Genomic DNA, 12759 nt, shown 5'->3' on the forward strand with positions numbered 1-12759 from the left:
CAGCAACGCAGCTTTCTACCAAGGCCGCCTGGCCACCATCCCAGACCGCCTCCCCCCCCCCCCCCCCCCCCCCCCGGCCCCCCCCACCCCCCCCCCCCCCCCCCCCCCCCCCCCCCCCCCCCCCCCCGCCCGCCCCCCCCCCCCCCCCACGACCCAGGATTACGCCTTAGGGTTGTGAAAATGAGGATTGTCTCTCTGCTGCCGTCGGCCACCGAGATCTGTTTCGCCCTCGGGGGCGGCGACGACGTTCTCGGCGTGACCTTCGAGTGCGACTACCCGGCCGAGGCACGGGCCCGGCGGATCGTCTCCACCACCAATCTCCCCGAAGGCCTCACCCCGCTGCAGATCGACACCGCCGTCCGCGAACGGGTCGCCGCCGGCGAGGACCTCTACAAGCTCGACCGCGACGCCCTCCGCGCCCTCGACCCGGATCTCGTCATCACCCAGGACCTCTGCCAGGTCTGCGCGATCGACATCGACGACGTCGAGGAGGCGCTGTCCTATCTCGGCTGCCAGGCCGACGTGGTGACCACCGACCCGCACGACCTCGACGAAGTGTTCGACTCGATCGAGGTGATCGGCAAGGCGATCGGCCGCCCCGCCGGGCGCTTCGTCGAGGACCTGCGCAAGCGCCTGGCGAAGGTCCGCATCCAGGGCAGCGCCCGGGTGATGCTGCTCGAGTGGACCGACCCACCGTTCGCGCCCGGCCACTGGGTTCCGGAGATGATCGACTACGCCGGCGGCGTCAGCGTCCTGGGCACAGCCGGCCTCCGCTCCGTACGCACCACCTGGCCGGCCATCGAGGCGGCCCGCCCGGAAGTGATCGTCTCGGCCCCCTGCGGCTTCGACCTCGACGCCGCAACCACCCTCACCCAGGAACTACTCGACAACGGGGCACTTCCACCCGCAGTACCGGTCTGGGCAGTAGACGCCAACGGCTGCTTCGCCCGCCCCGGCCCCCGCCTGGTAGATGGCGTCGAAGCGCTGGCCGGCCTGCTCCACGACGGCCCGGTAGACCCGACTGTGGCTCGCCGCCTCAGATAACGTCACCTGTATGACTGACGTGCAGGTGGTGCGGGTGTTCGCGGATCCAGCCGGCAACTTCGGGAACAAGCTCGGGGTGGTGCTCGACGGCGCCTCGATCCCCGATCCGGCGGAGCGGCAGAAGCTCGCGGCGGAGCTCGGCTACCCGGAGACGATCTTCTTCGACGATCTCGAGCGGGCCGATTTCAAGATCTACACGCCGGCGGTCGAGCTCCCGTTTGCCGGGCATCCGTCGGTCGGCGCCGCCTGGGTGCTCACTCGCGAGCTGGGCAAGGCCCCCGCCGTACTACGGCCTCCGGCCGGCGAAGTACCCACCTGGCAGGACGGCGACGACGTCTGGGTCCGCGGCCCACTCGCCTCCGCACCGCCCTGGTGGCACGAGCGCCTCGACTCCCCCGAGGCGGTCGACCAGCTCACCGGCCCGCTCGCTCCGGAGCAGGACGCGACTCAGCTCTGGGCCTGGGAGGACGAGCAGGCCGGCACAGTCCGGGTCCGCGTCTTCGGCCGCCGCTTCGGCATCCCCGAAGACGAAGCTTGCGGCTCGGCCTCCATGCGCCTCGCCGCTGCCCTTGGCCGTCGCCTCACCATCCACCACGGCAACGGCTCCCTGGTCCTCGCTCAGCCCGGTCCCCCGTCGTACGCCGAAGTCGGCGGCCGGGTCGTCAAGGACTGACGGGCTCGCAGATGCAAAGCTGAAGCTGCGCATCGGCGGCGAACGGTCGCCCGGACCAGTCGCCGAAGCGCTCGACGAGCCGGAGGCCGCCGAGTGAGACGAGCAGCGGCAACTCCCGCGGAAAGATGCTCCTGATCTCGAGCGGCACGACGACGAAGTCGGGCTCGGAGTCGGTCGAGAGGTACCACGTCCCACGGGTGACCTGCGCGGCCGCGTCGTAGTTCTCAGCGACGTCGACGCCGACCTTGCCACGGTCAGGGTCGACGAACGACAACGCCTCCCGGGTACGCCGTACGCCATCGGCTTCGGCAAGCAGCCGCACGCTCGGGTTGAAGACATCGAAGACGAGCCGTGCTCCGGGTGCCAGGTGCTTTCGCACCGACTCGAAGCAGCTCGCCAGGTCCTCGGCCTCCTGCAGATGCAGCACGGAATTAGCTGTGATGAAGATGATGTCGAAGGTACGGCCGAGATCGAAGGCCCGCATGTCACCCTGGATCCATTCCACAGCTACACCGCGCTCGCCCGCCTTCCGCTGCGCCTCAGCCAGCATCTCCGACGAGAAGTCCAGGCCGACGCACGGATGCCCGTCGGCGGCGATCGGGATCAGCTTGTGCCCGGTGCCGCAGCCGAGTTCCAGTACGCTCCCGCCTTGCCGATCGGCCTCAGCCCGGTAGAAGTCGACCGAGGGCCCGCCGCCCGGGAACATCAGGTCGTACAGCTTCGCGTGCGAGTAGAACGCATCACTCATCAAGCTTGCTCCAGACTTTGCGGAGGGCTCTCGCAGCGTCGCCTTCAAGACCAGCCGCGTCCAACGTCTCACCCAACTCGTCGAACTCCGGGCCCCACCGCCACGCCACACTCCGCAGCGCGTCCGGCAACCCCGGATCCTTCAACGACCCTGCATCTGCTCGCACCTGCTGGGCCGTCAACGCCTCTGTCACCCCATGCTTCTCCGCCAATTGAAAAGCCAGCACAGCAAGCGCTGCTTTTCCCTTGTTATAAAGGGCATAGGCGGACTTTGCGGCGCTAGCTGCCCCCACGGTATCTCCTACGACCATCGGAGTCACCGCAGTTTCGGCCCACAGGTCAGCGGCTGCAGCAGCGGCGGAGCCGGAGAGCATCAGGTGGGTCGGGCTCGGACCGCCGGTTGGTGGTGGGCCGACAACGCCGGCGTCGACGAAGGTTGCGGCGGGCAATGCGTCCCGGGCGACTTGGAGCGACTTCGGGGAGAGGGGGTTGGCCTCGATGTAGATGCCGGCGAAGCCTGCAGCCCCTACCTGGCGGGCGATGTCGAGCGCGCCTTGGGGCGCGCAGGAGCAGAGCACGACGTCGGCCGACGCCACCGCGTCAGCGAACGAGGTACCGATCAAGCCTGCAGCCTCAGCCCGCTCGACGGACGCGGCACTGCGCCCTTCAGGCACCCAGTGCACTTCGTGGCCTGCAGCAACCAGTTGGTGGGCCAGTTGGGAGCCCATCGCGCCGGGGTGGAAGACAGCGATTCGCATTCAGCACCTCTGTTCGGTCAGTTCTGGCCAAGATATGCCAGTACTGCGAGAACGCGGCGATTGTGTTCGGCATTCGAGTACAGCCCGAGCTTGCCCATGATGCTCGCAACGTGCGTCTCCACAGTGCGCTCATTGAGCCACAACCGCCGGCCGACGCCCGCGTTGGTGCAGCCCTCCGCCATCAATGCGAGGACCTCCTTCTCACGCGGCGTCAACGCAGCAAGGCGATCCGCCCGTCCCAGCAGCCGTCCGACGACCTCGGGATCCAACGCAGAACCGCCCGCGGCGACCCGGGTCAGCGCATCCAGGAACTGATCGACATCCAGCACCCGATCCTTGAGCAGATACCCGAATCCGCCCGTGCTCACCAGCTCGACCGAGTGCCGCGTCTCCACATGCTGCGACAGCAAGACGATCCCGAGCGACGGGTACGAAGTCCTCAGCTGCCGCGCCGCCCGAGCGCCATCGTCGGTATGGTCGGGCGGCATCCGGATGTCGATCACCGCGAGGTCGGGTGCGGTCTCCGCCACCACGGTCAACAAGCTCACGGCATCACCGGCCCGCCCGACCACCTCGTGGCCGGCGTCGTCGAGCAACCGCGCGAGCCCCTCGCGGAACAGCGCCGAGTCCTCCCCGATCACGATCCGCATGGCAGTACCGCCTCGATCGTCGTACCGCGCCCAGCCGGACTGTTCATCGAGAACGACCCGCCGACCGCCGCGACGCGATCCACCAACCCACTCAACCCCGAACCAGGCCGCGGCATCGCACCCCCACACCCGTCATCCTCGACGCGAATCCTCACATCATCAGCCGACTGCGCGACCCGTACCGCGATCGACGTCGCCCGCGAGTACTTCGCAGCGTTGGCGACCGCCTCGGCCGCCACGAAGTACGCCGTCGTCGCCAGATCCTCCGGCAACTCCCCCGGCCCGATGTGCAGCTGAACCGGGATCGGCAAGGTCTGCGTGATCGCCGTGAGCGCCGCGTGCAACCCGTCGTCGAGGCTGGTCGGCCGCAACCCGTGCGCGATCTGGCGGAGCTCGGCAATCGCAGTCGCCAGCTCGGCAACACCCTGATCGAGCAGCCCGTTCACGTCGACCGTGCCGTCGTCGAGATGCCGCTGCGCCAGCCGCATGGCCATGCCGAGCGAGACGAGTCGCTGCTGGGCGCCGTCGTGGAGGTCGCGTTCCAGGCGGCGGCGTTCCTGGTCGCCGGCCTGGACGAGTCGGGTGCGGCTGGCTTCCACCTCACGCAGTGCTCCAGCCAATTCGGCTCGCAGCCTACTGACCTCGACGAGGCTTGCGGCGCTGGTCGCGACAGCGCGGAGTACGGCGGGACCGGTCTCACCCTCCAACAGTCCGATCTGTACTCCGCCCAGCATCACCGGGACGCCGCCGCTCGTCCCGACCGGCTGCCCCTTCGCGTCGATGAAACCGGAAGCGCCGGGCACCAGCAGGCCGACCCGCAGCGTGGGATCTCTCAGGGCGGTCTGGAGAGACCTCTCCAGATCCTCCGGTTGGGCCTGGTCGGTGTGGATCCGGCGTTGCAAGTCCTCGATCGCGAGCAGGGCGGCTCGGCGGGGTGGGTAGAGGCGGCGATCGACCATGCGTTGCAGTCGGGCTCGCAGGGGTGCCAGTACCAGCGCGCAGGCCGCGGTGGCGATCGCGGCGGCGGTGGCAGATCCCTTGCCCAGGAAGAGTCCCAGGGTCAGCGCGGTCACGGCGTACGTGCCGAGCAAGACGACCATGACGATCGCGTAGGTGACCGTGTCGGCGATCACGCGGTCCACGTCGTACAGGTCGTGGCGGAGCATGGCGACGGCCACCGAGGCGGGTAGGGCGACCAGGGTGGCGATGCCGAAGACCGTTGAGATCAGGCCGGTCGTGCCGCTGACGAGGATTTCGGAGAGGCAGACGAACGGGTACGTGACGACGGCGAGGCCCGCGAGGGAGAGCCATTTGAGCTGGGCCCGCACGCGGCCGGTGGAGCGGCGGAAGCGCACGAAGAGCGAGACCGCGGCAGCGATCAGCAGCGCCAGCATCAGTCCGAAGACAACCTCACTGAGCACCCGGACCAGCAATGGCGGCCGCCCGAAGGGCCTGGGCAGATCCTGCAACGGCGCCGGGAACGGAATCGTCGCCACCGCCCCAAAAACCTGCTGGGCAAAACCGAGCACCAGCAGCAGGCCGGCAACCACCCGCCACCGCCGTCCGGGCAGCAGCCCGTCCGGGAAGTGAAGAAGAAGCAGCCCGACAGCGATGAACAGCCACCAGCCACTCTCGTCGAGCAAAGCCACGACCCGGCTGTCGAGCGGCAGCGTGCCTGCACCGGCGGCCGCACCGGGGGGTGCGGGCAGGGCGCCGGGCCCGTCCGGTCCGCCGGAGCCGGATCCTCCGCCAGATCCGCCCGCGGCGACTATTGCGTAGTACACGTCGCGGGCGGCGAGGAACATGGCGATCGTGCCGACCCAGGTCAGGAGTAGGCCGACCAGGTTGTCGGGGGCTCTGCGGTTGATGAGTAGGCCGAGGAGGGCGATCGCAGTACAGACGGTGCCGAGGGCTACGAAGTTGCGGACCGTGTGCTCGGCCGCCGCGTGCGTAAGCAGCAGCCAGCTGCTTCCCGCCGCCATCGTCAGGACGAGCAGGAAGAGGCCGAGCGTCGCCCATCGCGGCCACCGCATGCCGTCAGAGTAAGTCCGCGGCGGCCGCCCCGGCTCCGGGTTACCACGGAGATCCATCTCCGCGCCCGCTCCGATGTGCCCGCCCACCCCCTGACGGTTCGCTGGGAAGGTCCGAAATTCTCCATCAGGGGGTACCAGAAATGTCTACCGAAACCCTTGTCCGCACCGCCGCCCCACGCCGGGTCGGCTACGTCGCCATCGCCCTGGCCCTCACCGCCCTGGCCGCCCTCCCCGGCGGCCTGCTGTGGCCCGAGCCATCGGGCGGCGGCGAGACCTACTCGTACGCCGACATCCAGCCGCACCGCACCCTGTGGTGGGTACTCCTCGTCGCGCTGGCCTCGAACCTGGTCATCAACGTCCCGGCCCAGGCCCTGCTGACCGTCTACCTCGTCCGGGCACGCGGCGCCGCGTGGGCAACGGTCGGCGGCATCATCATGTGGATCGGCACCGCCCTGTACGCCGTGGGCGTCGGCGGCTGGGCGTCGGCGTACTACTTCGCCACTGCGCCGGGGGTCGATCCTTCGGTGATCGAGCGGATCAACGACGACATGGCGCACATCTTCGGCGCGTTGATCCCGGGCTCGCTACTCGTTGCCATCGGCACCGTTGTCCAGGCGGTCGGGCTGCTGCGTTCGCGCGCCGTACCGCGGTGGATCCCGGTGCTCTGGCTGACGATCGTGGCGACGTTCGTCGTACCGGGCAACGGGGTCGCCGGTCTGATCACCGCCGTACCGATGACCGCCGCCAGCCTCGGTACGGCGTACTACGCCTGGAAGAAAGCGGCGGTCTAGGCGCGACCGTCGAAGAGCTTGGTCACCGAGCCGTCCTCGAACACCTCGCGGATGGCTTGGCTGATCAGCGGCGCGATGGTCAGCACGGTCAGCTTGTCGAACTCGCGCTCGGCGGCGATCGGCAGCGTGTTGGTGACGATCACCTCGGTGGCCTGGCAGTTCTTCAGCCGGTCCACTGCCGGACCGGACAGAATGGCATGGGTCGCGGCGATCACCACGCCCGCGGCGCCGTCGGCCATCAGCGCGTCGGCCGCCTTGGTGATCGTTCCACCGGTGTCGATCATGTCGTCGACCAGGATGCAGACCCGGCCCTTGACCTCACCGACGACCCGGTTGGCGACGGTCTCGTTCGGCCGGTCGATGTCGCGGGTCTTGTGGATGAAGGCCAGCGGCGCGTTGTTCAGCCGGGCCGACCACTGCTCGGCGACCTTGATCCGGCCGGCGTCCGGGGAGACCACGGCCAGCTGCTGCTCGCCGTACTTCTCCCGTACGTAGTCGGTCAGGATCGGCAGCGCCATCAGGTGGTCGACGGGGCCGTCGAAGAAGCCCTGGATCTGCGAGGTGTGCAGGTCGACGCAGATCAGCCGGTTCGCGCCGGCCGTCTTGAACAGGTCGGCCATCAGCCGGGCCGAGATCGGCTCCCGGCCGCGGTGCTTCTTGTCCTGCCGGGCGTACCCGTAGAACGGCAGCACCACGGTGATCCGCTTGGCCGACGCCCGCTTCAGCGCGTCGACCATGATCAGCTGCTCCATGATCCACTCGTTGATCGGCGAGGTGTGGCTCTGGATCACGAACGCGTCCGAGCCACGGACCGACTCCTCGAACCGGACGTAGATCTCACCGTTGGCGAAGTCGTACGCCGAGGTCGGCACCAGGCCGGAGCCGAGCTCCTCCGCGACCTGCTCCGCCAGCGCCGGGTGGGCCCGTCCAGAGAACACCATCAGGTTCTTCTCGGTCGCCCGTTTCATTCCACTCATGGCCGCGCCTCCCGTTGGTCCTTCTCGCCAGTGTCACCCTGGAGCGCCTGTTCCGCAGCCTTCGCGGTCTTCGTACCGGCACGCCTGCGGGCGACCCAGCCCTTGATGTTGCGCTGCCGGCCGCGGGCGACGGCGATCTCGCCCGGTCCGACGGGTGTGTCGATCGCGCTGCCGGCGGCGACGTACGCGCCGTCGGCGATGTCGGCCGGCGCGATCAGTACCGAGTTGCTGCCGACGAACGAGTACTTGCCGATGGTGGAGTGGAACTTGTCGACGCCGTCGTAGTTGGCGAAGATCGTGCCGGCGCCGATGTTCGCGCCCTCACCGATCGTCGCGTCGCCGGCGTACGTGAGGTGCGGGACCTTGGCGCCGTCCGCGATGGACGCGTTCTTGGTCTCGACGAAGGTGCCGATCTTGCCCTTGACGCCCAACGTGGTGCCGGGGCGGAGGTACGCGAACGGCCCGACACTCGCCTGAGCGCCGATCACAGCGCCGAAGCCGTGCGTGCGGATGATGGTGGCGCCCTCGCCGACCTCGATGTCGGTCAGCGTGGTGTCCGGGCCGATCGTGGCGCCGGTGGCGACCTTGGTGGCGCCGTGCAGCTGGGTGTTCGGCAGCAGGGTGACGTCGCGGTCGAGGGTGACGGTGGAGTCGACCCAGGTGGTGTTCGGGTCGACCACGGTGACGCCGGCCCGCATCAGGGTGTCGAGGGTGCGGCGGTTGAGCTCGGCGCGCAGGGTGGCCAACTGGACCCGGTCGTTCACGCCCTCGGTCTGCATCGCGTCCTCGGTGACGTACGCGCCGACCCGCTTGCCGTCGCTCTTCGCGATCGCCAGTACGTCGGTCAGGTACAGCTCGCCCTGCGCGTTGTCGGTGGTGATCCGGGTCAGCCCGTCGCGCAGGGTGGCCGCGTCGAACGCGTAGATGCCGGCGTTGATCTCGTCGATCCGGCGCTGCTCGGGGCTGGCGTCCTTGTGCTCGACGATGGCCGCCACGCTGCCGTCGTCTCCGGGGATGATCCGGCCGTAGCCGGTCGGGTCCGGCACCCGCGCGGACAGCACGGTGATGGCGTTGCCGCTGCGCTCGTGCTCGGCGACGAGCTCCTTCAGGGTCTCCGCCTCGAGCAGCGGGACGTCACCCGACGTGACGACGACGGTACCGCCGAAATCGGCCGGTACGGCGGTGAGGCCGGAGCGGACCGCGTCGCCGGTGCCCAGCTGCTGCTCCTGGACGGCGGTACGGACTCCGGGGTCGACCTCGGCCAGGTGCGCCTCGACCAGCTCACGGCCGGTACCGACCACGACCACGAGGTGCTCCGGGGCGAGCGCCCGCGCGGTGACCACGGCGTGGCCGACGAGACTGCGCCCACCGATCTCGTGGAGCACCTTGGGGAGGGCGGATTTCATCCGCGTCCCCTGCCCGGCGGCCATGATGATGACGGAGGCAGGACGGTGGGAAGTCACTCGGTCTTCTCCTCGAGTTCCCGGCAAGTTCGGCTGGAACAGCTGTCTACGGACACTCGGTACGGTGCCTTCGTCAGCCTACTTGCTCAGCCGGCAGACCTTCGCACGGACTCCACCAGCCGCTCCTCGGTGAAGCCGGTGTATTCCTGCATCAGCCGGTCCCTGGCAGCGTCGTTGTAGCCACGACGGGCGACTTGGCGGTAGTACTCCGTGACCGGTTTCACTCCCGCTTCAGCGACCAACTGCTCCACCGCACGGAGGCTGACGGCCTCGTCGACGGGCTCGTCGTCGTCCGGGAGGCGGGTGAGCTGGGCGAGCTGTTGCTTCGTGAGTTCGGCGCGTCTGGCGGCTCGCTCGGCCGGGGTGAGGGCCTGGAGTTCGGCGTATTGAGCCATGCCCTCGGCCAGCCAGTGGGGTGCTCCGTCGCCGAGTCTGACGGGGAGGAGGTGCATGAGAGCGTGAGTCATCTGGGCTTGGGTCAGGGTGGTTTGGCGAAGTACCACCCAACCGCCCGCGGGTTGGATGGAGCCGATGGCGGGGCTGAGCATGGCCCGCACCTGGGCCGGCTCGGCGCCGGGGATGGTCGGTGGGATCTCGGTCAGGACCTGGGGGTCGCGCAGCGCAACGACGTACGGGACGACCTGGAGCTGTCCCGGCCAGATGGCCCTGACCCGCTTGGCAGCCGCAACCGTCTCGTTGGCGAGACGCTGCGCTCTGGCCAGCTGGCCTTGGTTGGTGATGACGACGACGTTGGGCTTACGTAGTACTGCGATGGGCCCGAAATCCCAGGGCTGCCGATTGGCCCCGATCTCCTGATCGAGCGCCCGATCGGACGTCATCCACAGCCGCCCCTTACGGGTGACGTAGCTGTACCCCACATCCGTAGCCGCCTGCTCAAGCCTGCTGCCGGTCAGCGTGAACCGCATACTGACCCGGAAGGTACCGGGCTGCCCCTTCACATTCTCCCAAGGCTCAGCGCGCCGATAGACGACGCTCATCCCGATCGCCTGGAGATTGCGGAACAACTGCGCCTGCCTGGGCTTGAGAGCCGGCACCACATCCTGCAGAAACAACTTCTCGTTGTTGGTCTGGATGGCAATCCCCCGCCGAGCCAAACTCACATCCACCGCACTGGCCAACGCCGGATCCACCGCGCCGGTCCGGCTAGGCCACATGGTCTGCAACGACACCCCACGAGTCGCCTCGGTCGTGAGCCGCGCAGTGCTCGCGGTTGGCGTGATCGCCAACCACAACCCGCCCCCAACCACCAACGCCGCAATCACCGGCGTCCACCACACCCCACGCAACCCACGCACGCGCCCCATCGTCACGCACCCCCACCCCAGACACCAATTCCCACCGTTCCCCGTACCGACCAACAGGCAGTACTACCCCAACACCGCCTCCCGCCCCGCACCCCACCCGCAACAACCACCCACCCCACCAACTACTACCTGTTCTTAGGTACACCGCCCCAGACCACTCGTAGGGTTGCCGCCATGGAGATGAACGCCTACCAACAGGCAGCTCTTCGCACGGCCGCGCCGAAGGAGAAACACAACGAGCTGTTCCACCTTCTGCTCGGCCTGGTGGGCGAAACAGGCGAGATCGCCGAGAAAGCCAAGAAGATCGTCCGCGACAAGGACAGCGACTTCTCACAGTGGGACCTCGATGATCTCACCAAGGAACTCGGTGACGCGCTGTGGTACGTCGCCGTGATCGCTGACTACTTCGACGTCCCGCTCGAGGACGTCGCCCAACTCAACATCGCGAAGCTCGCCGACAGGCAGAAACGAGCGATGCTCGGCGGCAGCGGCGATAACCGCTAGATGTAGCCGGTGGTGGGGTCGACCTGCTTGAGGAACGAGCGGATCGACTCTTCCATTGCGGCAGCGCTCAGGGCCGACGCGTCCGACGTCGCCGAGCTGAAGCCGTAGCCGGGGTTCGGGCCGGAGATCCAGTCGAAGTGGTAGTGACCGGGTGCGTCGACGCGTACGTCGAACAGTTCGCCATCGACCTCGACTCGCTCAGCTTCCATAGCAACAGAAGGTAGTCGCTATGGCGTGACGGTGAGGCCCAACGGCGCGGACAGCAGGTTCTCGCTGCCGACCTGGAGTTCGATGACCAGCTCCCACCGTCCGGGCGGGACCGCATACGCCAGGTCGGGCACCACCGAGGCAGTGCCGATCAGGACAGGTACAGAGCGGGTCTGGTCAGGCTCGATCTCGAACCCCATCAGCGACAGGGGCTGCGGGCCGACGTACCTGCCAACCACGTTGCCGGAGCTGTCGGTCACCACCGACGACAGCTCGCCGTTGGTGGACAGCACCTGGCTGTGCGAGGCCCGATTCGTGACCCGTACCTCCGTACGCGCGAACCGCCCGGTCCGGACCGACAACGGCGCCATAGCGTCCACTTCCAGCCCAGCGGATTCAGCTGGTGCTCCACGCAGCTCATCCCAGCGCTCGCGCCCCCACAGCTCACCGGCCGGAAAAGTCATCGCCCCGACGCGCAGGTCGACAAACTCCCCGTACTTCGCGTGCAGCGTGGCCGCGATCTCTGTCGCCCAGGCGTCCAGCTCGATGTGGATCGGCCGCTCAGACCGTTCGCTGTCAGGGTTGGGCCCTCCCACGAGCGCATCCGGCGACTCCGCGTACAGCCGGCGTAGATCCACCCGCAGACTCTCCCAACCGGCCATGCCTGACGATACGTCAGGCGATACCCGCGACGGTTTCGCTCACGCCGGCTCGTCCGTGCTGCTCGCCGTACTCGGCGCTCCAAAGTGTGTCTTTGACCCCGCATGCTTGGACCCAGCGGACGACTCGCTCGCGGTCCAGCTCAGCGGCCTCCGCGAAGGCCGCCAACTGATACGGCAGCGTCTTCGCCAGATCCGGCATCGTGTGCCAACGGTCCCGCAGCAGGTTGACAGCGTCATAAGCGGGATCCCCCGCCCAGCCTTTCGGATCGACCACCAGCCAGGGCTCGCGCCCGCCCCTGAGTACATTGCTGAAATTCATATCGCCATGCACCAGCAGATTCGGCTGCTCCTTCGCCAGATCACGACAGCTCTCCAGCGCCCGCCCAACGAGCCGATCCGGCAGCTCGGTCCGTACCTTCCCGTACCGCGACTCGATCTCCCTCGCCCACTCATCGGCAACCCCCATCAACGACGGAAACTCCTCCGCCGCCGACACCGCCAACCGCCGATTCAACCGCCCCGCGACCACCACCCGCTCGACGGCATCCGGCAGGTCCCGCAAGGACTCGCCGCCCGCCCTCTCCACCACCATCGCGAACGCCTCGGCATCGTTCTCCAGCAACCGCACAGCCCCACGCCCCGCCCACACCGCAAGCGCCTTCGGCTCAGCCACATTGCCAGGATGAGGAAACGACACCTTCAAAACAGCAGCCGTCCCATCACCGCTGCTCACCGGTACAACGACACCAACCGCCCCATGCATCACCGGCCCCGCCACCGTGAGCTCCCACCTCACCAGTGCCCGATCGATCAGCTCCGGCAGCACATCAAGCCAAGCCCGCCCCCGCTCGCCTTCCCGCCCACTGGTCTCTCTCACGAACGCCCCAGGAACCTCGATCATCGCCCCACCCTAGGCTCCACCAGG

General features: G+C 68.3%; 14 protein-coding genes. 4 read left to right on the plus strand and 10 right to left on the minus strand.

Annotated elements, in window-relative coordinates; translation table 11 throughout:
- Positions 1 to 180: 180 nt before the first annotated feature.
- Both AB0M15_RS41300 and AB0M15_RS41305 read left to right on the plus strand, forming a co-directional pair.
- Positions 181 to 1044: a cobalamin-binding protein gene (locus AB0M15_RS41300; RefSeq protein ID WP_363832733.1), complete on the plus strand. Its 864-nt coding sequence runs from the start codon at positions 181 to 183 to the stop codon at positions 1042 to 1044.
- 10 nt (positions 1045 to 1054) lie between these two features.
- Positions 1055 to 1717: a PhzF family phenazine biosynthesis protein gene (locus AB0M15_RS41305; RefSeq protein ID WP_363832735.1), complete on the plus strand. Its 663-nt coding sequence runs from the start codon at positions 1055 to 1057 to the stop codon at positions 1715 to 1717.
- Here AB0M15_RS41305 and AB0M15_RS41310 read toward each other — a convergent pair.
- From AB0M15_RS41310 to AB0M15_RS41325, 4 genes are read right to left on the minus strand one after another with little or no spacing between them, the layout of a single operon-like run.
- The gene (locus AB0M15_RS41310; protein ID WP_363832737.1) at positions 1707 to 2465 is read right to left on the minus strand and encodes a class I SAM-dependent methyltransferase; all 759 of its coding nucleotides are present in this window, start codon (positions 2463 to 2465) and stop codon (positions 1707 to 1709) included. The genes AB0M15_RS41305 and AB0M15_RS41310 overlap by 11 nt on opposite strands.
- A complete protein-coding gene (locus tag AB0M15_RS41315; RefSeq protein WP_363832739.1) occupies positions 2458 to 3222 on the minus strand; it encodes an NAD(P)-binding domain-containing protein in 765 nt (254 codons plus the stop codon). The genes AB0M15_RS41310 and AB0M15_RS41315 overlap by 8 nt, the downstream gene beginning before the upstream one ends.
- A gap of 17 nt (positions 3223 to 3239) precedes the next feature.
- A complete protein-coding gene (locus tag AB0M15_RS41320) occupies positions 3240 to 3872 on the minus strand; it encodes a response regulator transcription factor (RefSeq protein ID WP_363832742.1) in 633 nt (210 codons plus the stop codon).
- Positions 3860 to 5905 (minus strand): histidine kinase, encoded by a 2046-nt coding sequence (locus AB0M15_RS41325; RefSeq protein WP_363832744.1) that lies wholly within the window; start codon positions 5903 to 5905, stop codon positions 3860 to 3862. Before AB0M15_RS41325 ends, AB0M15_RS41320 begins: the two co-directional genes overlap by 13 nt.
- A 140-nt stretch (positions 5906 to 6045) precedes the next feature.
- On the opposite strand from AB0M15_RS41325, the gene AB0M15_RS41330 reads away from it, so the two are divergent.
- Positions 6046 to 6696 carry a hypothetical protein gene (locus tag AB0M15_RS41330; RefSeq protein WP_363832746.1) on the plus strand — a complete coding sequence of 217 codons (651 nt, stop codon included), beginning with the start codon at positions 6046 to 6048 and terminating at the stop codon, positions 6694 to 6696.
- Here AB0M15_RS41330 and AB0M15_RS41335 read toward each other — a convergent pair.
- The 3 genes from AB0M15_RS41335 to AB0M15_RS41345 all read right to left on the minus strand — a co-directional run bounded on the left by AB0M15_RS41335 (position 6693) and on the right by AB0M15_RS41345 (position 10467).
- Positions 6693 to 7673: a ribose-phosphate diphosphokinase gene (locus AB0M15_RS41335; RefSeq protein ID WP_363832749.1), complete on the minus strand. Its 981-nt coding sequence runs from the start codon at positions 7671 to 7673 to the stop codon at positions 6693 to 6695. The genes AB0M15_RS41330 and AB0M15_RS41335 overlap by 4 nt on opposite strands.
- Positions 7670 to 9136 carry a bifunctional UDP-N-acetylglucosamine diphosphorylase/glucosamine-1-phosphate N-acetyltransferase GlmU gene (gene glmU / locus AB0M15_RS41340; RefSeq protein ID WP_363832751.1) on the minus strand — a complete coding sequence of 489 codons (1467 nt, stop codon included), beginning with the start codon at positions 9134 to 9136 and terminating at the stop codon, positions 7670 to 7672. Before glmU ends, AB0M15_RS41335 begins: the two co-directional genes overlap by 4 nt.
- A gap of 86 nt (positions 9137 to 9222) precedes the next feature.
- A complete protein-coding gene (locus AB0M15_RS41345; RefSeq protein WP_363832753.1) occupies positions 9223 to 10467 on the minus strand; it encodes a hypothetical protein in 1245 nt (414 codons plus the stop codon).
- Between the two features lie 168 nt (positions 10468 to 10635).
- On the opposite strand from AB0M15_RS41345, the gene AB0M15_RS41350 reads away from it, so the two are divergent.
- Entirely contained in the window at positions 10636 to 10965 is a 330-nt protein-coding gene (locus AB0M15_RS41350; protein WP_363832755.1) for a nucleoside triphosphate pyrophosphohydrolase family protein, read from the plus strand.
- Here AB0M15_RS41350 and AB0M15_RS41355 read toward each other — a convergent pair.
- From AB0M15_RS41355 to AB0M15_RS41365, 3 genes are read right to left on the minus strand one after another with little or no spacing between them, the layout of a single operon-like run.
- Positions 10962 to 11174: a hypothetical protein gene (locus AB0M15_RS41355; protein WP_363832757.1), complete on the minus strand. Its 213-nt coding sequence runs from the start codon at positions 11172 to 11174 to the stop codon at positions 10962 to 10964. The two genes, AB0M15_RS41350 and AB0M15_RS41355, sit on opposite strands and share 4 nt — an antisense overlap.
- Positions 11175 to 11192: 18 nt before the next feature.
- The gene (locus tag AB0M15_RS41360) at positions 11193 to 11834 is read right to left on the minus strand and encodes a hypothetical protein (RefSeq protein WP_363832759.1); all 642 of its coding nucleotides are present in this window, start codon (positions 11832 to 11834) and stop codon (positions 11193 to 11195) included.
- 13 nt (positions 11835 to 11847) lie between these two features.
- Positions 11848 to 12735 carry an aminoglycoside phosphotransferase family protein gene (locus AB0M15_RS41365; RefSeq protein WP_363832761.1) on the minus strand — a complete coding sequence of 296 codons (888 nt, stop codon included), beginning with the start codon at positions 12733 to 12735 and terminating at the stop codon, positions 11848 to 11850.
- Positions 12736 to 12759: the final 24 nt, after the last annotated feature.

The sequence above is a fragment of the Kribbella sp. NPDC051718 genome (genome assembly GCF_040681515.1).
Taxonomy (GTDB): domain Bacteria; phylum Actinomycetota; class Actinomycetes; order Propionibacteriales; family Kribbellaceae; genus Kribbella.